General features: G+C 44.1%; 18 protein-coding genes and 1 pseudogene. 6 read left to right on the top strand and 13 right to left on the bottom strand.

What is annotated here, in order from left to right; all coding sequences use genetic code 11:
- Positions 1 to 166: 166 nt before the first annotated feature.
- The 8 genes from gabT to ONE56_RS07485 all read right to left on the bottom strand — a co-directional run bounded on the left by gabT (position 167) and on the right by ONE56_RS07485 (position 9,091).
- Entirely contained in the window at positions 167 to 1,444 is a 1,278-nt protein-coding gene (gene gabT, locus ONE56_RS07450) for a 4-aminobutyrate--2-oxoglutarate transaminase (protein ID WP_331437504.1), read from the bottom strand.
- Between the two features lie 19 nt (positions 1,445 to 1,463).
- The gene (locus ONE56_RS07455; protein ID WP_331437505.1) at positions 1,464 to 2,891 is read right to left on the bottom strand and encodes an NAD-dependent succinate-semialdehyde dehydrogenase; all 1,428 of its coding nucleotides are present in this window, start codon (positions 2,889 to 2,891) and stop codon (positions 1,464 to 1,466) included.
- 66 nt (positions 2,892 to 2,957) lie between these two features.
- Positions 2,958 to 4,040 carry an agmatine deiminase gene (gene aguA, locus ONE56_RS07460; protein WP_331437506.1) on the bottom strand — a complete coding sequence of 361 codons (1,083 nt, stop codon included), beginning with the start codon at positions 4,038 to 4,040 and terminating at the stop codon, positions 2,958 to 2,960.
- Positions 4,041 to 4,052: 12 nt separating this feature from the next.
- A complete protein-coding gene (gene aguB, locus ONE56_RS07465; RefSeq protein ID WP_331437507.1) occupies positions 4,053 to 4,919 on the bottom strand; it encodes an N-carbamoylputrescine amidase in 867 nt (288 codons plus the stop codon).
- A 17-nt stretch (positions 4,920 to 4,936) separates the two neighbouring features.
- A complete protein-coding gene (locus ONE56_RS07470; protein WP_331437508.1) occupies positions 4,937 to 6,214 on the bottom strand; it encodes an FAD-binding oxidoreductase in 1,278 nt (425 codons plus the stop codon).
- Positions 6,215 to 6,249: 35 nt separating this feature from the next.
- Positions 6,250 to 7,734 (bottom strand): aldehyde dehydrogenase, encoded by a 1,485-nt coding sequence (locus ONE56_RS07475; protein WP_423839592.1) that lies wholly within the window; start codon positions 7,732 to 7,734, stop codon positions 6,250 to 6,252.
- A gap of 35 nt (positions 7,735 to 7,769) precedes the next feature.
- A complete protein-coding gene (gene puuR, locus ONE56_RS07480; RefSeq protein ID WP_331437510.1) occupies positions 7,770 to 8,327 on the bottom strand; it encodes an HTH-type transcriptional regulator PuuR in 558 nt (185 codons plus the stop codon).
- 17 nt (positions 8,328 to 8,344) lie between these two features.
- Positions 8,345 to 9,091 (bottom strand): gamma-glutamyl-gamma-aminobutyrate hydrolase family protein, encoded by a 747-nt coding sequence (locus tag ONE56_RS07485; RefSeq protein ID WP_408058810.1) that lies wholly within the window; start codon positions 9,089 to 9,091, stop codon positions 8,345 to 8,347.
- A 342-nt stretch (positions 9,092 to 9,433) separates the two neighbouring features.
- On the opposite strand from ONE56_RS07485, the gene ONE56_RS07490 reads away from it, so the two are divergent.
- Entirely contained in the window at positions 9,434 to 10,777 is a 1,344-nt protein-coding gene (locus ONE56_RS07490) for a glutamine synthetase family protein (RefSeq protein WP_423839593.1), read from the top strand.
- Positions 10,778 to 10,795: 18 nt separating this feature from the next.
- A complete protein-coding gene (locus ONE56_RS07495; protein WP_331437512.1) occupies positions 10,796 to 12,271 on the top strand; it encodes a Na+/H+ antiporter NhaC family protein in 1,476 nt (491 codons plus the stop codon).
- 121 nt (positions 12,272 to 12,392) lie between these two features.
- On the opposite strand, the gene ONE56_RS07500 is transcribed toward ONE56_RS07495, so the two are convergent.
- Positions 12,393 to 13,073, bottom strand: a complete 681-nt coding sequence (locus ONE56_RS07500; RefSeq protein ID WP_423839594.1) for a hypothetical protein — start codon at positions 13,071 to 13,073, stop codon at positions 12,393 to 12,395.
- A gap of 342 nt (positions 13,074 to 13,415) precedes the next feature.
- On the opposite strand from ONE56_RS07500, the pseudogene ONE56_RS07505 reads away from it, so the two are divergent.
- A pseudogene (locus ONE56_RS07505) lies at positions 13,416 to 13,637 on the top strand (GTP-binding protein); the annotation flags it as partial.
- Positions 13,638 to 13,686: 49 nt separating this feature from the next.
- Here ONE56_RS07505 and ONE56_RS07510 read toward each other — a convergent pair.
- The 3 genes from ONE56_RS07510 to ONE56_RS07520 all read right to left on the bottom strand — a co-directional run bounded on the left by ONE56_RS07510 (position 13,687) and on the right by ONE56_RS07520 (position 17,211).
- Positions 13,687 to 15,342: a BCCT family transporter gene (locus ONE56_RS07510; protein ID WP_423839595.1), complete on the bottom strand. Its 1,656-nt coding sequence runs from the start codon at positions 15,340 to 15,342 to the stop codon at positions 13,687 to 13,689.
- Between the two features lie 309 nt (positions 15,343 to 15,651).
- Positions 15,652 to 16,512, bottom strand: coding sequence for a substrate-binding domain-containing protein (locus ONE56_RS07515; protein WP_423839596.1), 861 nt, complete (start codon positions 16,510 to 16,512; stop codon positions 15,652 to 15,654).
- A gap of 192 nt (positions 16,513 to 16,704) precedes the next feature.
- Positions 16,705 to 17,211 carry a hypothetical protein gene (locus tag ONE56_RS07520; RefSeq protein WP_423839597.1) on the bottom strand — a complete coding sequence of 169 codons (507 nt, stop codon included), beginning with the start codon at positions 17,209 to 17,211 and terminating at the stop codon, positions 16,705 to 16,707.
- A gap of 443 nt (positions 17,212 to 17,654) precedes the next feature.
- Here ONE56_RS07520 and ONE56_RS07525 point away from each other — a divergent pair, with 443 nt between their 5' ends.
- Together ONE56_RS07525 and ONE56_RS07530 are read left to right on the top strand one after the other, a co-directional pair.
- Positions 17,655 to 19,580 (top strand): alkyl/aryl-sulfatase, encoded by a 1,926-nt coding sequence (locus ONE56_RS07525; RefSeq protein WP_423840500.1) that lies wholly within the window; start codon positions 17,655 to 17,657, stop codon positions 19,578 to 19,580.
- 9 nt (positions 19,581 to 19,589) lie between these two features.
- Positions 19,590 to 20,051 carry a hypothetical protein gene (locus ONE56_RS07530; RefSeq protein WP_423839598.1) on the top strand — a complete coding sequence of 154 codons (462 nt, stop codon included), beginning with the start codon at positions 19,590 to 19,592 and terminating at the stop codon, positions 20,049 to 20,051.
- A gap of 139 nt (positions 20,052 to 20,190) precedes the next feature.
- Here ONE56_RS07530 and ONE56_RS07535 read toward each other — a convergent pair whose 3' ends face one another.
- Positions 20,191 to 21,612: a PLP-dependent aminotransferase family protein gene (locus ONE56_RS07535; RefSeq protein WP_423839599.1), complete on the bottom strand. Its 1,422-nt coding sequence runs from the start codon at positions 21,610 to 21,612 to the stop codon at positions 20,191 to 20,193.
- A gap of 154 nt (positions 21,613 to 21,766) precedes the next feature.
- Here ONE56_RS07535 and ONE56_RS07540 point away from each other — a divergent pair, with 154 nt between their 5' ends.
- The gene (locus ONE56_RS07540; RefSeq protein ID WP_041155541.1) at positions 21,767 to 23,131 is read left to right on the top strand and encodes a cytochrome ubiquinol oxidase subunit I; all 1,365 of its coding nucleotides are present in this window, start codon (positions 21,767 to 21,769) and stop codon (positions 23,129 to 23,131) included.
- Positions 23,132 to 23,150: the final 19 nt, after the last annotated feature.

Raw genomic sequence — 23,150 nt, forward strand, 5'->3', positions numbered from 1 at the left:
GCTAACACCATTCACAGTAAATAAGTGCTCAGAAATGGCGTAGAAAAAAGTTTGAGAACTAGGCGAAAATTTTCGGTAAGTCGTTATTCTACAACCAACTTTCTTTACAACGAAAAGTTCACGAAGTTATCGAGCGTTTTAATCAGCTTGACTGACCGGTTATTCACTACGATTGGTATAAATCTAGAATGATGTTTTCCAACTTGTCTAAACCTTCGTTAAGCACTTCCGACTCAATAGTCAGCGGAGGAAGCAAGCGAATCACGTTCGCTTTCACCCCACAAGAAAGCAAAATCAGACCATTTTCTTGTGCTTTACTGATGACAGCTTTTGTCATGTCTTGTAGTGGCTGACCCGATTCTGGATCCATGAATTCAATCGCCATCATCGCGCCTGTCGTACGAATTTCACCAATAGCAGGCACGGATTGCTGCAGCTTCGTCATGCGTGCATTAACCACTTCACCGATACCCATCGCTTTCGCACATAAATCTTCTTCTTCGATAATTTTCAGCACTTCTAGGCCAGCAACACAACCTAATGGTGACCCAGCGTAGGTACCACCTAAGCCACCAGGTAGCGCAGAGTCCATCACGTCCGCTTTACCAACCACGGCAGAAATTGGGAAACCACCAGCAATGCCTTTTGCCATTGTCATTAGATCTGGTTCAATACCTAGGTACTCTGTCGCAAACATTTTACCTGTACGAGCAAAACCCGTCTGGATCTCATCTGCAATCAACATGATACCGTGCTTGTCACACAGCTGACGCAGACCTTGTGCAAATGCTTCAGGCGCTTTGTAGAAACCACCTTCGCCTTGCACAGGTTCGAAGATGATTGCAGCGACACGTGATGGTTCGATGTCACAAGCGAATAGGTCTTCTAATGCTTGCAAACTTTGCTCAACGCTGATGCCATGGAACGCGTTTGGATATGGAGCATGGTAAATTTCGTTCGGGAATGGACCAAACCCCGCTTTGTAAGGCGCAACTTTACCCGTTAGACCCATCGTCATGTTCGTACGACCGTGGAACCCACCTTTAAATGCAATAACACCGCTGCGCCCGGTATGTGCACGTGCCACTTTCACTGCATTCTCTACCGCTTCTGCACCTGTGGTCAGGAAGATCGCTTTCTTCTTAGTTTCCCCTGGTGCCAGTTCTGTCAGTTTTTCTGCCAGCTCCACAAACGATGCATATGGCGTGACCATAGCGCAAGTATGTGAAAAATTATCCAACTGAGCTTTTACCGCTTCGCTAATGCGTTTGTTAGAATGCCCCGTATTCGTTACTGCAATTCCTGCTGCGAAATCGATGTATTTATTCCCTTCAATATCCCATACGTGCGCATTTTCAGCTTTCTCGACGTAAAGTGGGTAAAGAGCCCCCATGCCTTGCGCAATTACTTGGCTTCTTCTTTCGTGTAGTTGTTGGTTTGTCATTGTGATGTCCTTAACTTAATTAGTTGCCGCCAAAGCAGAGATATTTCACGTCCATGTATTCATCGATACCTTGTTTTGCCCCTTCACGTCCGATACCGGACTGTTTAACCCCACCAAAAGGAGCCACTTCAGTAGAGATGAGGCCTTCATTAATACCGACCATTCCGTATTCAAGTGCCTCAGCAATCTTCCAAACACGATGAATGTTTTGGCTGTAGAAGTAAGAAGCAAGACCGTAGATGGTGTCGTTCGCCATTTCGATAAGCTGTTCATCGCTATCAAAGCGAATTACGGGTGCGACAGGGCCGAAGATTTCCTCAGAAACAATCTTCATGTCGTGAGTGACATTTTTCAGCACCACAGGCTGCATGAACAGGCCATCCAGTTCTTTTATCTCAGACACTGGTTTAGCGCCTTGCTCTATTGCGCCATCAATGAGAGCTTGAATACCTTGCTTTGCTGATTCGTTGATCACAGGACCAATATTCACGCCCTCTTCCAGACCATTGCCGACTTTAAGCTGTTGAACAGCAGCATCAAACTTAGCAACAAACTCGTCATACACTTTGCTGTGTACGTAGAAACGGTTAGCACAGACACATGTTTGACCTGCGTTACGGAATTTAGAAGCGATAGCACCTGTCACAGCCGCATCGATATCGGCATCATCAAATACAATAAACGGTGCGTTACCACCTAATTCCATTGATGTGCGTTTTATGTCACCCGCGCTTTGCTGCATCAGAACACTACCTACCTGAGTAGAACCAGTGAAAGACAGCTTACGAATCAGTGGATGAGACGTAAAAATAGCACCAACTTGACGTGAGCTTTCACCCAGCACTACTTGCAGTACATCACGAGGGATTCCAGCTTGGTAAGCGAGCTCCACCACTGCAAAGGCAGAAAAAGGGGTAGCTTCTGAAGGTTTAACAACAAAGCTGCAACCCGCAGCCAAAGCTGGGCCAGCTTTGCGCGTTATCATCGCAATTGGAAAGTTCCAAGGCGTTATTGCACAAGCGACTCCGATTGGTTGTTTGATGGTTACAATACGTTTATCCGCACTCGGTGCTGGAATAGTGTCACCATAAGTCCGTTTTGCTTCTTCAGCAAACCATTCGATAAAACTTGCACCGTAAAGAACCTCACCTTGAGCCTCTGCAAGCGGCTTACCTTGCTCTAACGTCATCAATCGACCCAGATCTTCTTTATTCTCAAGCAGAAGTTGGTACCAACGATTGAGCATGCCAGAACGCGTTTTTGCCGGTAGTGCCGCCCATTCTTTTTGCGCAACACTCGCGCGTTCAATACCGTCAAGAATGTCGCTTTCTGTTGTCACTGGCGCATAACCAATAACCTCTCCAGTAGCAGGATTAGTTACTGCTGTACCCTGTGCTTCACTCGCCACCATGAACGAAAGAAGGCTTTTGTTTTTTATCTGTTCCATGGTTATTCCTTTTAACTGCTTTTCAACGCCACCCCCATCAAAGGAATAGTGGCGAAGCATTCGACATTAAGCCGGGATCTGCTGCGTTATACAGTGGATATTCCCCCCGCCAAGCAGCACTTCTCTTGACGGTATAGCAATGATTTCATATTGTGGCATCGCGTTTTGTAAAATTTCTTTCGCAAGCGAATCCGTTTTTTGATCAAGCATTGGTAGGAACACGTGGTCATTGACGATAAGGAAATTTGCATATGAAGCACTGAGTCGCTCGCCAGCATGTCGGTTCATTCCTGCGCTCGCGTCAACACCATTGGCTTCAGCCTCACTGTAGTGCAACGGCCCTGGCAATGGTAATCGTACGATCTCAATGTTTCGTCCCTTAGCGTCTTGCTGTGACTTCAGCACTTTTTCAGCTTGTCGTGAAAGTTCATACTGTGGATCACTTGGATCATCAGTCCAGCTCAACACGACTTTGCCCGGTGCAATCACATGAAGTAAGTTATCCACGTGACCATCGGTTTCGTCATTGAATAAACCATTTGGTACCCAAATGACTTTTTCGATGCCGAGATATTCTTTCAGCTGCTCTTCAATTTGCGCTTGGCTAAGATGCGGGTTACGACCAGGGCTTAACAGGCACTCTTCAGTGGTATAAAGCGTACCTTCACCATCGGTGTGAATTGAGCCACCTTCCAGTACAAATGGGGCTCGGTAATAATCAATGCCGATAACGTCACAAACCGAACCTGCAACGAGATCGTCTTGCTGCCAATTATCATACAGGCCGTTGTATTCACCACCCCATGCGTTGAACGTCCAGCTAATGCCTCGGCGCTCACCAGCTTGATTAATCAGTACGGTCGGGCCAATGTCACGCATCCATGCATCATTAAATGGGATTTCCACCAAACGAACATCTGGATGCAGCAACTGACGTGCTCGGTCAAAGTTGTGGGTGCATACAGCAACACTCACTTTGGTGACTTCAACGATCGCGTTTGCGATTCTGGCAAACGTTTCTTGCGCTGGAATAGCACCATCACGCCAGTTATCACGTCGCTCAGGCCACGCTAACCACACTTCACTTACCGGCTGAAATTCAGCCGGGAAATAGAAACCATCTTGCAACGGAGTAGTAGACAACTTCATGCTAATGCCTCTTTAAACAGCTAATTTACCAACACTCGTGTATAGCTCAGGACGACGATCACGGAACAGTCCCCAAGCGTGTCTTGCTTTTGCTGTAGCATCTAAGTCTATTTCTGCGTAAATAATCGTTTCACCTTCACGCGGAGCTTCCGCAATTTTTGCACCCGTGTGGTCAGTAATGAAAGAAGAGCCGTAGAATGTAGTCTCAATACCATCGTCCACTTCAGTGCCAACTCGGTTTGACGCAATGACAGGGACTAAGTTTGCCGCAGAGTGACCTTGCATCGTACGCTGCCAGTGATCACGAGAATCCAATGTTGGATCTTGCGGCTCAGAACCGATTGCTGTCGGATAGAATATCGCTTCTGCACCATGTAGAGCAAGGCTTCGAGCAAGCTCAGGGAACCATTGATCCCAACAGATACCAGCGCCAAACTTACCAAACTTGGTTTGCCACACTTTAAAACCGGTATCACCAGGGCTGAAGTAGTACTTCTCACTGTAACCCGGACCATCAGGAATGTGAGACTTACGGTAGTTATCCAGTACGGTGCCATCAGCATCAATCATAACTAACGAGTTAAAAAACGTGTTACCCGCTTTTTCAAAATAGCTCACTGGAATAACCACACCCAGCTCTTTTGCTAACGCACTCATCTCTTTGATTAAGTGACAATTTTCTTTTTCTTCTGCCAGTTCAAAATACTTCGCTTCTTGCTTTTTACAAAAGTAAGGAGCAGCGAATAGTTCCTGAGGAAGAATGACATTCGCACCGTTTTGTGCCGCTTCACGAATCGAATTTTTTGCTTTCTCTAGGTTGTCTTCCAGATCCCAACTCTTAGTTAGCTGAAGGGCTGCAAATTTAACGACTTTACTCATTGGATGTTCCTTATCTCTTAAATCGCCAGTTTGTCACGTAGGTTGTAATAAGCTGCTCCCATCGCAGTAAATGGAATTTGGAAGTGTCGGCCACCTGGGAAGGAATAATGTTTTAGTGCTGCGAATGCATCAAAGCGTTCAGCATGTCCAGTCAAAGCTTCTGCCAGCAACTTACCTGCAAGGTGTGTACAAGTAACACCATGACCGCTGTACCCTTGCAGGTAATAGATGTTGTCAGCAAAAGAACCGAATTGAGGCATACGCGAATAAGTCAGTAGAAAGTTGCCTGTCCAGGCATAATCAATCTTAATGCCTTTCAACTGAGGGAATACTTTTTCCATGTTCGGACGGATCAAAGCTTCGACGTTTTCTGGGTCACGCGCTCCGTAAACCACGCCTCCTCCAAATAACAGACGCTTATCGGCGGTTAAGCGAAAGTAATCGAGTAGATAGTTACAATCTTCAACACAGTAGTCACTCGTGAGTACTTGCTTAAGTTGATCTTCCGTTAGAGGTTGAGTTGCCACTACTTGCGTGCCACAAGGAATTGCTTTATTGCTGATATTTGGTGCTAAGCCGCCAAGGTATGCGTTGCCTGCAAGTACGACATACTTGCTCTTCACGCTACCTTGCGCGGTTTTCACTACCGGGTTAACACCTTTATCAATCGATACAACCGCGGACTGTTCAAAAAGTTGGCCACCAAGTGAAGTAAACGCTGCTGCTTCGCCTAACGCCAGTTTCAGTGGGTGAATATGGCCACCACGCATATCCAAAAGACCACCCGAATATACTTTAGTACCCACGGCTTGTTCCACTTCACCAGCATCTAACAAGGTTAGTTGGTCATTACCGTAACGCTCCCAGTTTTTCTTATGTTCTTCCAGACCTTTTAGCTGTTTTTTATTTAGCGCTGTAAACAAGCCACCTTGCTTTAAATCACACTCGATATCGTATTTATCAACTAAACCACGGATGATATCGCCGCCTTCAAAGATCATATTACACAGAGCTTTAGCTTGGTGGTGGTCGTAACGGCTTTCAATCACATCAACATCTCGGCTGTAACTGTTAACGATCTGGCCACCGTTACGACCCGTTGCTCCAAAACCCACTTTCGCGCTTTCAAGCACTACCACTTTAAATCCTTTCTCAGCGAGGTGAAGCGCTGAAGAAAGGCCAGAAAAACCAGCACCAACGACACATACATCACACTCAATATTGTCTTGCAGCTGAGGATAGTCTGGCATATTCGGAACTGAGTGCGCGTAGAACGAATCTGTATGCTTATTCATAGAGATATTCCTTTATTAATCTTAAATCGTCAGGCTTATGGATGAAGGCGAATCCAAGTTGTTTTGGTTTCGGTAAATTTTTCTATGGCATGGAGAGACTTATCTCGGCCATTACCACTCATTTTGAACCCACCGAATGGGACCGTCATGTCACCTTCGTTGTAGTTATTCACCCACACGGAACCTGCTTGCAGACGTTTAGCGACGCGATGTACTCGGTTGATGTTACTGCTCCAAAGTGCTGCGCCAAGACCGTATTTTGAGTCGTTTGCAATTTCGATAGCGTGCGCTTCATCTTTGAAAGGAATCACACATAGTACCGGGCCAAAAATCTCTTCTTGGGCAACTCGATATTGGTTGTCCACGTTATCTAAGATGGTTGGTTCAACGAAAGCGCCTTGCCCTTCAACATTGCCACCGCAGCGTAGTGTTGCACCTTCTGACTGGCCTAATTCTATGTATTCCAACACTTTTGATTTGTGGTCTTGGTCAATAAGCGCGCCCATAGAAGAGCTCGGATCCATTGGATCTTTTGTTGCAAACGCTTTGGCTGCTTCGATGACTTTTTCAACAAACTGCTCTTTAATGCTTTCGTGAACAAGCAGTCGTGTCGCTGCTACGCAAACTTCGCCTTGGTTATAGAAACAACCAGCGGCTGTTTCCGCTGCGGCTCGGTCTAAATCATCACAATCTTCGAATACGATATTAGCGTTCTTACCACCTGCTTCTGCAAATACGCGTTTAAGATTACTTTCTCCTGAACGAATCATTAATTGGCCTGCGATGCGTGTAGATCCTGTAAAGGCAATACAATCAACATCATTATGCATGGCTAACGCATCACCCGCTTCATGACCAAAGCCAGTAATGACTTGGAATACACCCTTTGGCAACCCTGCTTGTGCAGCAAGTTGACCCAAGAAGATTGCAGTGAGAGAAGATTTTTCAGAAGGCTTTAGAATTACACTATTACCTGCTGCAAGTGCAGGACCAAGTTTCCAGCAAGCTAACCAGAGTGGGAAGTTCCAAGGGACCACAGCGGCGACAACACCAATCGCTTGATGAGAAATAAAGGCGTGAACGTCTTTTTCTGTCGGGGCAACTTCACCGTACACTTTATCAATCGCTTCTGCATACCAACGCAGCGAGTTCGCCGCACCCGGAATATCAGTAGAAAAACTGTGAGAAATAGGTTTACCCGTATCAAGCGTTTCAAGTAATGCTAACTCTTCACAGTTTTCGTCAATCAGATCAGCAAACTGTTTTAAAACAGCTTTACGATGGGCAGGACTGCTTTCACTCCACTGACCTGATTTAAATGCTTCACGAGCGCATGTTACTGCAAGTTCAACATCTTCACTTTGGCAACGGGCGATCTCAGTAATGATATCGTCCGTTGCTGGGTTGACGACAGGGATGGTGCTTCCGCCCACTGCGGCACTGTATTCACCATTAATATACGCCCTGTTTTCAATGTTTAGATTGTTTTTGAGTTCAATCCATTGCTCTTGAGTTTTCATACGCTCTCCTTGTTATCACACAAGGCAAGCACCACTTAGAAAGTGGTTGGCGTATGCGCACTTATCATTCGACAAGCCTTGTCTGTGTGATTTGTAAACCTGTGTGGTTGCGTCGTATCAATAACGTACGACTCACCTTCTTTTAAGACAAAAGATCGACCCTTGTATTCCAGAGTAATTTCACCCTCTAACACCGTGCCGATTTCTTCGCCCTCGTGTTTAATTTCCGCAGTACCCGTGGTTCCGTGCGGAGCATATTCCTCTATCAGAAATCCAATGACCTGTTCTTTGCTGCCGTTAGTCACCAATTTCATCGACACCGTTTCACTGCCCATTTCGACAAGCTCTTCCGGTGTTACGATAACTTTCACGTCATCAGTCTGAGTCTGTTCAAAAATGAAGAACTCAGATAGAGATAAAGAAAAAACGTTCACTATTTTTTGCAACGAGCTAACCGATGGGCTTACCTTACCGTTTTCGATAGATGAGATCGCACTATGTGTAATCCCTGCTCGCTCAGCCAGTTCTCGCTGAGACAATCCATGTTTTTTTCTTAGCTGAACAATATTTTTACCAATCTCTTGATTGTCCATTCATGTGGCTCCAAAAATTAAAGAGAAGCCGCCATAATAAATTCTTTAAATAAAATTTGTGAGAAATGATTTGTTTTTGCTTTCCATTCTGGGTGCCACTGCACGCCAACAAAATATTTTTGCCCAGCCAGACTAAATGCTTCGACTAAACCATCTGGCGCTTTAGCTTCTACTTTGAGCTGTGGAGCGAGTTGCTCAACACCTTGATTGTGTAACGTATTCACTTCAAAAAAGCGCGTGTTCTCCCAATGATTTCTAACCAACCATTGCTCAAATAAACTTTCGTTTTGAACCAATACTAGATGTGCTGGTGCGTATTTTTGTTCGAAATCATCAACTGGCGCTTCTCGATGATCATTAAAGCCAGAGTCATGCACTGCAGGATTTAGCGTTCCACCTAAAGCAACATTCATCTCTTGGAAACCACGACAAATACCTAGACAAGGGATGTCTTTATCCACTGCGTGTCTGATCAAGTTAAGCGCAAGCTCATCTCGTGCTTCATCTTTCTTGTTTTCAACATGGTCAGCGTTGTAACGAGACGGAGCAACGTTTGAGTGACTGCCTGGAAATAAGAAACCGTCGCACACTTCTAAAATTTGCCCCACTTCTTCACTCGCCATATCCGGTGCAAGAATCATTGGTAAACCGCCGAAGTCCTTGATTGCCTGAAGATAAAAGTCATTGACGGCCTGAATTTGATATCCACCCAATTCCTTGGTGCAGCTCACGACACCAATGATGGGTTTACGTGTATTTGACATGACACATCCGTGTTCGATTTATTTAACAACAACACTACAAACCGTGTACAAAATTATCAACACAGATATAGATTTTAATTGAATTAACGTGATAAAGATCACCAATTAGCGCATAAAAGTCGATATTTACGCTCATTATATTGAACAAAACAAACCCAACTGTTACAAAATAGTTAACTTTTTTAAAAAGTAAAAACAGCCGCCAGAAACAATAAAACGGCAATAAGTCATTGTTTAAATTAAATATAACCAATTTAACCGTAATTTTAATTAACGTTTTGTAATTTAATTGTTAACTTGGTTATCTCTAATTTCGACTCACCTGGCCACTTGGAGAGTAAAATGGAACCGTATTTACAGGAAGTTAAAAATTTTAAACAAAAATGGCCCAATATTGAGTTCGTGGACCTTATATTTACCGATATTAACGCCACACCAAGGGGAAAGCGCATCCCAGTTGATGCACTAGAAAAGCTGGATAAAGGCGTCGCATTACCTCTGTCTACTATCAGTCTTGATACTAAAGGGAATGTAGTTGAAGCAGCAGGCCTAGGGGAAGATTTAGGTGAGCCAGACAACATTTGCTTTCCGATCAGCGGCACATTAATGCCGACAGCAAAAGAACAGGTCGGTCAGTTGCTACTGAGTATGATGGACGATTCGGGTAACCATCCGAACCCTCTATTCATTCGTAACATTGTGGCTTCGATGTTAGATAAGTTGCACGCACGAGACCAGTACCCTTGTGTTGCTCTCGAACTCGAGTTTTATTTAGTCGATAAGCAACGTGGGGTAAACGGCGAGCCTCTAACCGCCATAAACCCAACGAAGAAGACACGAGAAAAAGATACCGAAGTGTATGATTTAGATGGGTTAGACGATTACGCAGATTTCTTATCCGATCTCAACAGAGTCGCTCTTGAACAAGGCTTAAATACATCTGGTGCACTTTCAGAATCTGCTCCGGGTCAATTCGAAATTAATTTCAACCACTCAAACGATGTGCTGAGAGCTTGTGACGAAATCGTCATCGCCAAGCGGCTAATCCGTCAAGTCGCTCACCAACATGGGTTTGATGCAACGTTCATGGCAAAGCCGTTTAGTGAACAGGCGGGTAACGGAATGCATATTCACTTAAGTCTGGTTGATAGCGATGGTAACAACCATTTTAGCCAAGCAGATGGCCAAGCCAGCCCCCTATTTTATCAAACCATGGCAGCGATGTTAGAGCAGACATCGGATGCAATGGGCTTAATTTGTCCTAACGTTAACTCTTTTCGACGCTTTATACCTGGCGCTTACGTCCCAACAAAAGCTGATTGGGGGGTAAACCACCGCGGTGTGGCATTACGCGTCCCTATTAGCGATAGCAAAAATCGCCGCATAGAGCATCGCATAGCCGGAGCTGACGTTAACCCTTATATTCTCGCAGCAGTAGTACTTTCCGCAGTATTAGCGAGTGACAAATATACTAAAGAACAATGTCCACCGACCCTCAGTGATGATGCAATCGACTTACCTGTGAGGATGTCAGAAGCTCTAGAGCAATTGGAGAACAGTGAGCTAGATCTGTATATTTCAAGGCCATTTATTGATATGTATCTAGCTTGCAAACGCAGCGAACTTGCTGAGTTTGAGCGCGTTATCACACCGATGGAAATTGACTGGATGTTGCACTCGGCATAAACAAAGGAATTGGAATTTATGACAACGCAAACAAAGGTGCTGGATGCACCGCTTAAAATGAATAGCCAACACATTATTGTATCTTTAATCGTGGTCGCTACATTTGTTTTCTTTACTTCAATTGGGTTAAACCATGAAGAAGGACAAGATTATGGCTGGATGAGCTTATTGCCAACGGCACTGGTTTTGGTCTTCGCTCTAACCACTCACCGGACCGTAGAAGCGCTCTTTAGTGGCGCGATTGCTGGTGTTTTACTGCTTAACCCAACTGAGGCAGTAGAGCAAATTGTTGATGTATCCATGACCGTAATGATGGATGAAACCATAGCGTGGATCATCTTGGTCTGTGGTTTGATGGGTGGCCTAATCGCGATTCTAGAAAAAGGCGGCAGTATTTTAAGCTTTTCAGATATGCTGGTCACAAAAGTGAAAAGCCGCAAACAGTCTATGGTGATGACATTTGCTTTAGGTATTTTGATCTTTATCGATGACTATTTAAACGCAATTGCCATCTCCTCTTCAATGAAGAAGGTAACAGACGGTTATCAAATTTCTCGTGAAAAATTGTCCTACTTAGTCGATTCAACCGCCGCACCGATCTGTATCTTAGTCCCTATTTCAACATGGGCTATCTTCTTCAGTTCTTTGCTGGAATCTAACGGCGTAGCGGAAACAGGCAAAGGTATCCAAACCTACATTGAAGCCATTCCATACATGGCATATGGCTGGGTTACACTTGCCATTGTTCTCCTTGTAGCTATGGAAAAGCTGCCTGACTTGGGCGCAATGAAAAAAGCCGAACTACGTGCCAAGAACGGTCAAGTTCGCCCTGATGGTGCGACGGATGTTGATTTTGGTTCTGATGTGGCGACACATACCAATCCGACAATGGGATTAATCAATTTCCTTCTCCCGATGATTGTATTGGTAGCGGCGAGCTGGTACTTCGGTATCGATCTTCTGGCAGGCGTGTTTGTTGCCATTATTTTTACGGTCTGTTTTTACGGCTTCCAACGGTTGATTTCAATGAACGACATGTTTGAAGCGGTTTACGATGGCATTAAAGTCATGCTGCTACCACTAGCAACAGTAATCGGTGGCTTTATGTTGAAAAACGTCAATGACTCGTTAGGTGTCACAAGCTATGTTATAGAAACAGTCAGCCCTTACCTCAATGCATCTTACTTCCCAGCCATCATCTTTATGATCACTGGTGGCTTGGTCTTTGCGACTGCGTCTTCTTGGGGAACATTTGCGGTAGCCATGCCAATCGTGCTGCCATTAGGTGAGCAGTTAGGCGTTCCACTGCACCTGACCGTTGCTGCGTTGCTTTCTGCCTCTGCTGCGGGCAGCCACTCATGCTTCTTTAGTGACTCAACTGTCCTATCTGCACAAGGCTCTGGCTGTACAGCAATGCAACACGCAACCACTCAGTTCCCTTATGCACTTATTGGTATCATCGCGACGGCATTATTCTTCTTAGTCATCGCATAAAATCAACGTGTAAAGTACGTTTTTCATGAAATACATACTTTACAAAGTAGCTAACAAAGCCAAAAGCCCTACTTAAAACGTAGGGCTTTCTTTTTTACTGCTTTTACCGTTATAGAAGAAATCAGCGAAAAATCGTTTGATACTCTCCGGAAGTTTTATCAACGATATGTTGCTCTCGCATTGGTTCCATTTCACCGTCATTCAATTCATCAGTCCAGTGACCTTTATAATTGTTTACACACGTCACAGAGCTTCCACTGTCCCAAGAGTCGTGGACTGAGATGTCAGTAATGGTCATTCCATGCGTCTTCAAAATGTCTGCATACCTAGCGCCAAAATCAAGGCAGAACTGAATTTGCTTATCTTTAGCAGATTCACGTTTCGTGCTGACTGGTTGCTGTTGTTTTACTTGTTCCAAATCTTTTAGTCTTTGTTCTTCAGCCGAAATTTTATCGATCAGCTGTTGAAACACAGATTTTTTACTCGCACTGTTAAATTTATCATATAGATAGATTTCAGAACTCTCATCGTAAGCGATGGCGTATCCGGTATCAGACGCACCCTCAATGCTGCATGTTAATACACCATTTTTAAAATCTTCAGCTGCGACTGGCGGTTGATTTGAAATTAGTGAAGAGATGGAAAGCGCTGGTTTAAAGTCGTTATCTTGAGTCACGACGAGTCCTGCAAGAGCCTGACATTTTGCTATGTGTGCGTCGGATAAGACGGGATTATTGGTAGGTGATGTCACACATGCAGATAGCCCCATCAACGCGACTACCAAGGAGATAGCTTTCTTCATATATTGTCTTTACTCGCACAAAAGTTGAAACCGAAACTCTGAGTCATTCTATCAGTCACTTATCATTCTAATTAAGTTTCGATTGCAATGACATGCATCGATGTTTACCGCATAAGTCTCGCGATAATAAATATAGCTGTAGCATATCATACTTACTTGCACTTTCGAGACCACGCCAAGGGTAATTTATTATCGTTCTTGCTTAGCAGTTGAGTTCGGGCCTCACTAATCCCCTTTCAAAATGGTTACAAGCAATGACACAACAGAGAACTAGCAATATTCTAGGCCGAAAAATCAAAGTACCCTTCACATGAGTTTAACTAATTTCATGATTGCTTTGATTACTGGGAACTTGAAAAGGTCTTAACCTACTTACCCGACGTGAGTCGTATTAAAGGAGTTATAAGGATTGGTAGCGCTTGGGGATACTTCAACCGAATTAAAGACGAACACGACTTGGATAAAGTTGCCTATCGACGAGATACTCGCATCGAAATTATCAGCGAACGAGACTTGGATTGGTCACGGATAGAGAAAGATATCTTTGCCTGTCGGATTCATTAATACACTTAAGTAAAAATCCGCCCCAAAAGGCGGATTTTTGTTTCTTCCATTATTTGCTAGCTTTCGCCGTGCTCTTGCCTCTTGGCTCACTCATTAGACCCAAAATCAGCGAGAAGGTTGCGATCAATAGAACAATGGTAAATGGGAAACCTGTCGTCACCGCCATTGCTTGAGCAGCAGCTAAACCACCACCCAAGAGTAATGCAATCGCTACTAAGCCTTCAAACGTACACCAGAATACACGCTGCGGAGTTGGTGCATCAACTTTACCACCAGCCGCAATCGTGTCGATAACTAACGACCCAGAGTCAGATGACGTGATAAAGAAGACAACAACCAGGATGATACCCACAAACGATGTAATTTCGTGCAGCGGCAGTACTTCTAGCATTTCAAACAGTTTGAGTGGTAGCTCTGCATCTTTAACGGCTTCATAACCATCATTAACAAACTGGCTGATCGCTGTACCGCCAAACGCCGTCATCCAGAACACACATACCGTTGATGGAACGATCAGTACACAGAAAATAAATTCACGTACTGTACGACCACGAGATACACGTGCGATGAACATACCAACGAATGGGGACCATGAAATCCACCATGCCCAGTAGAATGACGTCCAGCCTTGAGAGTAGTTGATGTCTTCACGATTAAATGGCATCGACAGCGCTGGGAAGTTTTCAGCATAAGATAAGAGATTATCGAAGAAGCCAGTTAGGATTGCGATGGTTGGTCCAACTATCACGATAAAAAACAACAACACAGCGGCTAAAACCATGTTGATTTCAGAAAGACGTTTAACGCCCCCGTCAAGCCCTGCAAGCACGGATATCAACGCAAAAGCAGTAATAACGATAATCAAAATAATCTGAGTGGTATCGTTAAACGGAACATTGAATAGAAAGTTTAAACCTGTCGCCGCTTGCGAAGCACCGTAACCGAGCGATGTGGCCAAACCAAATACGGTCGCAACCACAGCTAGGATATCGATGATATGTCCTGGCCATCCCCATATACGCTCACCGAACACTGGATAAAATACCGAGCGCATAGTTAAAGGCAAACCTTTATTAAACGAAAAGATTGCCAGCCCCAAAGCTAACAAGGCGTAAATCGCCCAAGGATGCAAAGCCCAATGGTAAATGGTTGCTGCCATACCCAATGATTGAGCCGCTTCAACATCGCCCATCGCTCCCGCTAAGGGTGCCCAGTCTGTGCGCACACCATTCTCAACGACTGTCCCGCCAAGCGCGGTACTAAAGTGAGACATTGGCTCAGATACGCCGAAGAATACTAGACCAATACCCATACCCGCGGCGAAAAGCATTGCTAACCAACCAGCATAACTATAGTCGGGTAACGCTTCCGTACCGCCTATTCTGACCTTACCCAAAGGAGAAATCGCCAGTCCTAGACATACCACGACAAAAATGTTTCCGGAAAGGATGAAAAACCAGTCAAGACTGGAGGTTAGCCAAGAACGCATGTGAACAAAAAGAGGCTCAACTTGCTCTCTAAAAATCAAGGTAGCAAAGACGAAAATAACAATTGCTAACCCCGAAATAACAAACACGCGGTTATGTATGTCTAGCCCAAAAGGCCCTACGGACAATACGACATTGTCCTGCCCGACTTGGTAATCGGTATCTATGGGGTTGGCTTTCCCACTGTGCTTGGGAATACCGCCATTATCACTGCTCATTTAAGGCTCCTGTTGTTTTTGACATACTCAATAAGGTCGTAAAGACACCAATTAAGTACTTGTTATCATTAACTAGTATAAATCCTAATTGGTATGAAACGCCACTGATGCACTAAAATCTATGCGCAACTTTTTGTGAACCCTATAAATTGATGTTGATTGTTTAGCCTTGGTGTTTGCAACAATTTCAATCCGCTTTTTCTGGTTCACAATCAAAGAAGTTAGCGATCAAAGCTTGGCATCTATCCCTTCCATCCTTTAGATAACTTACTTTTCACTGCTTATGGTTCTGTTCACGTTTTGCCCCATTTATTTGTAACCATGAAGGATACTGGCTGGCTTCAAACCTAACGTTACTTGATTTCTCTCAAGTAACGTAACTGGTAAAGAAATATAGCCATTGTCTCTGATTTCGCTCTCATTTTGCTCCGATGTCACCAGTTTTAACAACTTGGTATTGTGCAACCCCTCTGTTGCAGTTGTGACATTGTCCAGATACAAATAGTAGAGATTAGAAAATGGGTATCTGCCCGAATATATATTCTCAGCTGTTGGCGCAAATGCCTTATTACCGCTGGTTTGAACAGACAGTGTTTTATATTCGTCCCAATTCCCAGAATATACCGCCTCAGCGTACTTGATGTACGCTTTTGCCGACTTATCGCTATCGAGTTTCCCTTTTAGTGCTTGCCTGTCTAAAAAATCCATCGTGTTTTCACAACGGCTTAGGCTGGAAACATTATCAGTTATCACGGTGTTTTTTAACGCATGCAGATTAGAGATGCAGTACAGGCTGCTAGTTGCGTCATTCTGAAAGCTGATGGTTTCAGCCACACTGTCACTGTGACTCACTAAGACCCCAGCATCAGCCATAAAGAACAGCCGAACCGGCCTGTATCCCTTGGCAATATAAAACTGAGATATCTCTTCATCTGTCCACTTTCTGGACATAATTGCAACCTGCATATTTCCCTTAATCATATCTGCGGGAATCGAATCACTAACAACATAGCTTAAGGGATCATTTGAGTGTTGAGTTAAATCTTCAACAATAGGAACCAACGACGGCTCCACACCTACTAACATTCGATCGCTTTGCTCATCTTGAGCTGCAAACGTAACATGGGGAGCAAACAGAAGTGTTAATAATACCAAGCGCTTAATTTCCATCGTTGACCTCCACTTTTGAGTTTGATGTGAGCGAGGTGTCCGAGCTAAAAATAGTCCAACGAGGCTTAGTACCTTTCGTCTGAACTTCGATAACGGCTATCGCTCTTCTTTTGCGCGCTTGTAGCTGATTAGTCAGCGATGTGTGTTGACTAAACTCCTGCTCTTCTATACGTGCGGGATCAACCCCTTTTTCTACCAATCGTCATTCACCTCAAGCGCGCCACCTTGAATGGTCACGCTAGGCACTTCAAATTGGTTTTCGTAACCATCACCACCGTCTAATATATCGACCGTCAGCTCAGCATCTTTTCTCAGCCCTTCAACTGTATGAGAAAACTCTTGCTCGTTCTTGTTATCGAATAACGCTATACCTCGGGTATCAAAGCCGGCCTCAACCAATTTCTCGGGCAGAACAGCCAAGATATGACTGACAAAACTCGCGCCTTCAGACGACTCAGTAAAGTCCGAATTATCCTCTGAAAAAGCCGATGAAGCCTCACTGGTTATTTGGGCCGCGATTTGATTAAAGTCCACATCAATGGAATCTGAATCGGGTTCTAAGTCTAGACTCTCTGTATTTATGACCAGAGTCTCAACACCCAGAACGTTTTGGTCTGTTGGCAACACTTCAACCCAAGAACCATCGCTTAGTATTGCCCACTTAACGCTACCAACTTGAATATATAAAATGGGAGTCATGATACAGTCCGTCGAAAACGTGAGCTTTAAGTATGAATCACAATTTCAGCTTTTCAAATGAGAATACAAATACATACCGAAGTTTTGAACCATGCTCTGACTAGGAATTTTAACGTTGTAAACGATCTGCGCTATCAGCGACCAAACAACCTCGACAATACCAAAGAAATACATATTTAAGCCCACCAACCGCGATAGGTATCACAGTGAGAAACCATTTTTCTGTAATGACAAACTAACTTCTTCGCTTACGTTTTCATTTTTTATACGATAAATCAAAGCATTAGTGACTAATAAGAGCAAACTACTCGTCGGCCGTTACCCAAGCGCATATGACCTATTCATCTTTCACACACGTTGCACCTAATCATCTTCTATTCTTACTAAGCAGCTTTCATATAAGGAGAAATGGCATGCGACAATTAGGAACGTTGGGATTGGCTATGTTAGTGATGCTAAGTGCTAACGCCTCCGACCCAAAAGACGCAACTACATCCACAATAGATGTAAACAACCAAGTCAAACAAGACTTACCGTTTAGTGATAAGAAGGACTTTGAGAACGCTCAGAAAGGCTTTATCGCCAAGCAAGATGTGGTCACAATCAAAAACGAAAAAGGCGACGTTGTTTGGGACCTTGAAGCGTATAAAAAGTACATAGGCTTAGACAAACCCTCTCCTGACACTGTTAATCCGAGCTTATGGCGTAACGCCCAATTAAACATGATTAATGGCCTATTTGAAGTGACCGATGGTATCTATCAGGTTCGTGGCTACGACTTATCCAACATCACATTTATTAAAGGCGATACAGGCTGGATTGTATTTGACCCACTTATCTCGCAAGAAACAGCCAAAGCGGCACTTGACTTCATCAATAAAGAGTTAGGTGAAAGACCTGTGACGGGCGTTTTCTACAGCCACAGTCACCTTGACCACTTTGGCGGAGTGCGAGGTGTTGTTGATGAGAAAGATGTGATTTCAGGTAAAGTTCCTATTGTTGCCTCTCTTGGTTTTACCGAGCATGCTGTGTCTGAGAACGTGATTGCGGGTAACGCAATGGGGCGTAGAGCCATTTATATGTATGGCTCAATGCTACCAAGAAATGAAAAAGGCGGTGTCAATGGTGGTTTGGGTCAAACAACCTCTACTGGTATGGCTACGATGATTAAGCCAACCGATATCATCGAGAAAACCGGTGAAGAACGCACCATTGACGGCGTAAAAATGGTTTTCCAATACACACCAGGTACCGAAGCGCCAACCGAAATGAACATCTGGTTCCCAGATAAAAAAGCCCTTTGGATGGCGGAAAATACCACTAATACGATGCACAATATCCTCACTCTCCGTGGCGCACAGGTTCGAGATGCGTTGAAGTGGTCAAGCTACTTACAAGAAACCATTGATATGTGGGGTGATGATGTCGAAGTGAAATTCCAAAGTCACCACTGGCCAATGTGGGGGCAGGAAGACATCGTTAAGTACTTTAAGACACAACGTGATATGTATAAATACACACACGACCAAACCGTTCGTTTGATGAACCAAGGTTACATTGGCTCAGAAATTTCAGAGATGATTGAGTTTCCAAACGAGATTAATAACACTTGGAGTTCAAGAGGCTATTACGGCACCTTACGCCACAATAGTCGAGCAGTGTATCAGCGTTATATGGGTTGGTACGATGGTAACCCTTCTGACTTAAACAACCTGCCACCAGCGGACGCCGCCGTGAAGTATATTGAATACATGGGAGGTGAAGCTGAAGCCATCAACAAGGCACAAGCTGACTTTGACAAAGGCAATTATCGCTGGGTGGCTGAAGTGCTTAAACATGTGGTTTTCGCTAACCCTGGGAGTGAAAAAGGCAAAGCACTGTTAGCGGATGCTTATGAACAATTGGGTTATCAAGCTGAATCCGGTCCTTGGCGTTCGGTTTACTTGCAAGGGGCTTATGAGTTGAGGAATGGAGTACCTAGTAGTGGTGGACTGACAACTGCGTCGCCAGACATCATTAAAAACATGCCACCAGAAATGCTATTTGACTATCTAGCCGTTCGAATCTTGCCAGAAAAAGCCGCCGGTAAAACGTTTGTAATGAATATGAACTTCACCGATTTAGATGAGAAATACTCTTTGTATGTAGAAAATTCGGTGCTTAACCATACGACAAAACTGGCTGAAAAACCGGACGTGTCACTGGAGCTGACCAAGGCCACATTGGATGACGTTCAGCTTGGTAATATCACTTTAGAGAAAGCCATTGCTGACGGGAAGATTAAACTAGATGGTGATCCACAAGTGTTGAAAGACTTCGTGGGCATGCTTGATAACTTTACTTTCTGGTTCAATATTGTGACCCCATAAGGAGTAATAATGAAGAAGCGTGTAACAACCGTCATCGCTTCTGGAGTTATCGCATTAGCAAGCCCAGCGAGTTGGGCTTGCTCTTATGATGGGTTGTTTATCAACCCATTTAGCGAAAGCTATCCTGGAGCACTAGATGTATCCATTGCGACTCAGCAAGCAATACGTTCTCAGTCGATGCAGCCACTGCAAGCTATAGAAGGTCAAGCAGGGCTACGAAGAGCGAGTTGGTGGCTAAATTTGATGACCAAGAACAATCCAGAATTACCTAAAGGTGCTTATGTCTATGTGGTGGATCGCCAATTGTGGTCACGCATCAGTGAGACAGACAATACGATCGAAGTGCATGTTTCACCACCGACCGACAATGTCAAAGTTCTGCAACTTTCCGAAGCCGCCCTGCATAACTTGGTATCAGATCAAATAACCCTCACTCAAGCGCGCGAGCTTGGTGTTTTGACTGAAACATAAGCTCGAGTAAGATTCGTTGAGGAGACAATGAGCACATAGCATGAGTTATTACCTCCTCAACTCCCTGCCTCTAGGCTCAACTAACCTCTAGATGCTTGTGGAGCAAGAATTGATTCGCTCTGAATCCGACACTTTAAGATCACTTGAGTATACAAATTTGCGAAACAATACTGTTTGTTAAAACCTCTATCGCCCTAATATGGTGTTTATCGAGCTCGAAAGAGGCATTAAGCCGAATACAGTGGTTATATTGTTCTGTTGGACTAAACATTTTACCGGGAGTAATACTGACATTTTTTTGCAACACTTCACGGTATATCTGCATAGTGTCAACGTGCTCTGGCAATTCAATCCAAACAAAATACCCTCCACTTTGACTGACGATGCGCACCTCATCGGGAAGGAGTGACTTAAGCAGTTCAGTCATTTTTTTCTTACGTTCAGCAAGCTTTTTACGTAATTGTTTGAGGTGTAACTCGTAGTTTCGGCTGGTTAAGTAATGAACCAGAGTCATCTGAATCGGGGCGCTGGTTGCCAAAGTACTCATTAGCTGTAATTTCTGAATTTCAAGCGCTCGTTTTCCTGCGACTACCCAGCCTATACGCAGACCAGCAATCAACGATTTTGAGAAGGATGAACACAGCATGGTATTACCCGTATCATCATACATTTTCATCGAACTCATGGGTTCCGTCCCATCATAGAGTTCGCTGTAAACATCATCTTCAATCAAAGCGACGTTATAACGCTTTAAAGTATCAACAACTTGTTTCTTTTTATCATCTGACAACGTAAAGCCCAACGGGTTTTGATGGTTAGACATCAACCAACACGCCTTTACATCATGCGTTTGCAAAGCCCGCTCTAATGAATCGAGATCAATGCCTGATATTGGATCTGTACGTACAGATAACGCTTTTAACCCCAAGCGCTGCAACGATTGTAAAGCTCCATAAAATGTTGGTGACTCTACCACCACCCAATCACCTTGACGTGTACAGGCCTGTAAGCTCAAATTTAAAGCCTCCAATGCCCCTGCGGTAATCACGATTTCATCTGGAGAAATTTCAATCCCCTTTGCGGCATAGCGCTTGGCAATAATCGATCTCAGCTGCTCGTTACCCGGCGGCAGGTTATCAAACGAATTTGAGATCGGCATGTGACGCGCCGCAGCCGATAAGGCACGAGTCACATGATAACGAGGATATAAATCAGGGCTCGGATACGCGAATCCAAAGTTTACCATCTGCGGGTTTTTGCTAGCCTGAAGCACTTCAAATATAAATTCGTTGATATCGACTTGCTCTGTAGAAGATACAGCCATCGGTGTCTGTTGAACATTGGACTCTTTCACTCTCGGTGCAACACGGTATCCAGACCGTGCTTGAGAAATAATCCAACCTTGAGACTCCAGTAGCTGATAAGCATGGAGCACTGTCATCAGACTCATTCCAGCATGCTCAGATTGCTTTCGTAAAGAAGGAAGTTTGTCACCTGGGTTCCATATACCTGACAAAATCTGCCGTTTCAACTGTTCCACCAGCTCCTGATACTTTGCCAAAACCAGATCCTCACCAGTAATTAAGCGCCATTAAACAATAACACTACCTGAATTAAACTGTTATATATTTCTAGCCTTTTTCTGTATCTATAGTCTCTCAAAAACAGCGATTAACATAGCACCCTAAAATTATTATTAAGCTCATAGGAAGTTTATGTTTGGTCTTGATGCATTTATGCTGGCGAGAATACAGTTTGCTTTTACTGTCTCTTTCCACATTATATTCCCCGCAATTACCATCGGCTTAGCCACGTACTTAGCGGTACTTGAAGGGTTATGGTTGAAAACTCGTCATCCTGATTACAAAAACCTTTATCATTACTGGTCGAAAATCTTCGCAGTAAACTTTGGTATGGGTGTCGTATCTGGCTTAGTGATGGCTTACCAGTTTGGTACTAACTGGAGTGGTTTTGCTGACTTCGCTGGTAGCATTACGGGCCCATTACTTACTTATGAAGTATTAACTGCATTCTTTCTAGAAGCAGGATTTCTTGGCGTAATGCTTTTCGGTTGGAACCGTGTCGGTGAGAAACTTCATTTCTTTGCTACCTCTATGGTGGCTTTAGGTACCATCATCTCAACATTTTGGATTCTCGCTTCAAACAGCTGGATGCAAACGCCGCAAGGTTTCGAAATTGTAGATGGACGTGTCGTTCCTGTTGATTGGTTTGAAGTCATCTTCAACCCGTCGTTTCCATATCGATTAATGCATATGGGTGTTGCAGCATTTCTGAGTACGGCTTTATTTGTTGGTGCATCGGCAGCATGGCACTTACTGAAAGGCAATCGCAGTTCAGCAGTTAAAAAAATGTTTGCAATGTCACTAGGAATGCTTGTCATTGTTGCTCCAATTCAAGCACTTATTGGTGACATGCATGGTTTGAACACCCTAGAACATCAACCCGCAAAAATCGCCGCAATTGAAGGGCATTGGTCAAACGCAGATGGTGAGCCCACTCCCCTAATCCTGTTTGGTTTTCCAAATATGGAAAAAGAAAAAACAGAGTACGCGCTTGAGATTCCTGTACTAGGCAGTTTGATTTTACGCCATAGTTTAACTGAGCCCATTCCAGCGCTAAAAGATTTTCCAAAAGACGAACGACCAAATTCACTCGTGGTGTTCTGGTCATTCAGAATCATGGTAGCGCTTGGTATGCTAATGATTTTGCAAGGCTTCTACAGCCTATGGCTGCATCGCAAAAACGCGCTTTATACCACAAACTGGTTCCTGAAGTTTTCGATACTAATGGGGCCGACTGGACTTATCGCGATTCTTGCCGGGTGGTTCACGACAGAAATTGGCCGTCAGCCTTGGGTTGTATACGGACTTCAGAAAACTCATGATGCGGTATCTGCTCATGGCGATTTACAAATGAGCATTAGCCTCCTGTGCTTCTTTGTTGTTTACAGCGCGGTGTTTGGGTTTGGCTACTACTATATGATTCGTCAGATCAAACAAGGCCCTGAGACTAAAGACCACGAACATCATGAAATGAGCACAATTTCAGGTCGTATTTAACCTCACAAGTTAAGAATTT

It is taken from the genome of Vibrio mytili, from assembly GCF_049563345.1.
Classification (GTDB): domain Bacteria; phylum Pseudomonadota; class Gammaproteobacteria; order Enterobacterales; family Vibrionaceae; genus Vibrio; species Vibrio mytili.

Excerpts from the sequence above, each read along its gene's own strand:
- ONE56_RS07520 (WP_423839597.1), bottom strand. The coding sequence starts at position 17,211 with ATGACTCCCATTTTATATATTCAAGTTGGTAGCGTTAAGTGGGCAATA.
- ONE56_RS07470 (WP_331437508.1), bottom strand. The coding sequence starts at position 6,214 with ATGAATAAGCATACAGATTCGTTCTACGCGCACTCAGTTCCGAATATG.
- ONE56_RS07515 (WP_423839596.1), bottom strand. The coding sequence starts at position 16,512 with ATGGAAATTAAGCGCTTGGTATTATTAACACTTCTGTTTGCTCCCCAT.
- aguA (WP_331437506.1), bottom strand. The coding sequence starts at position 4,040 with ATGAAGTTGTCTACTACTCCGTTGCAAGATGGTTTCTATTTCCCGGCT.
- gabT (WP_331437504.1), bottom strand. The coding sequence starts at position 1,444 with ATGACAAACCAACAACTACACGAAAGAAGAAGCCAAGTAATTGCGCAA.
- ONE56_RS07485 (WP_408058810.1), bottom strand. The coding sequence starts at position 9,091 with ATGTCAAATACACGTAAACCCATCATTGGTGTCGTGAGCTGCACCAAG.
- ONE56_RS07500 (WP_423839594.1), bottom strand. The coding sequence starts at position 13,073 with ATGAAGAAAGCTATCTCCTTGGTAGTCGCGTTGATGGGGCTATCTGCA.
- ONE56_RS07475 (WP_423839592.1), bottom strand. The coding sequence starts at position 7,734 with ATGAAAACTCAAGAGCAATGGATTGAACTCAAAAACAATCTAAACATT.
- ONE56_RS07490 (WP_423839593.1), top strand. The coding sequence starts at position 9,434 with ATGGAACCGTATTTACAGGAAGTTAAAAATTTTAAACAAAAATGGCCC.
- ONE56_RS07540 (WP_041155541.1), top strand. The coding sequence starts at position 21,767 with ATGTTTGGTCTTGATGCATTTATGCTGGCGAGAATACAGTTTGCTTTT.
- ONE56_RS07530 (WP_423839598.1), top strand. The coding sequence starts at position 19,590 with ATGAAGAAGCGTGTAACAACCGTCATCGCTTCTGGAGTTATCGCATTA.
- ONE56_RS07495 (WP_331437512.1), top strand. The coding sequence starts at position 10,796 with ATGACAACGCAAACAAAGGTGCTGGATGCACCGCTTAAAATGAATAGC.
- ONE56_RS07525 (WP_423840500.1), top strand. The coding sequence starts at position 17,655 with ATGTTAGTGATGCTAAGTGCTAACGCCTCCGACCCAAAAGACGCAACT.
- ONE56_RS07510 (WP_423839595.1), bottom strand. The coding sequence starts at position 15,342 with ATGAGCAGTGATAATGGCGGTATTCCCAAGCACAGTGGGAAAGCCAAC.
- puuR (WP_331437510.1), bottom strand. The coding sequence starts at position 8,327 with ATGGACAATCAAGAGATTGGTAAAAATATTGTTCAGCTAAGAAAAAAA.
- aguB (WP_331437507.1), bottom strand. The coding sequence starts at position 4,919 with ATGAGTAAAGTCGTTAAATTTGCAGCCCTTCAGCTAACTAAGAGTTGG.
- ONE56_RS07455 (WP_331437505.1), bottom strand. The coding sequence starts at position 2,891 with ATGGAACAGATAAAAAACAAAAGCCTTCTTTCGTTCATGGTGGCGAGT.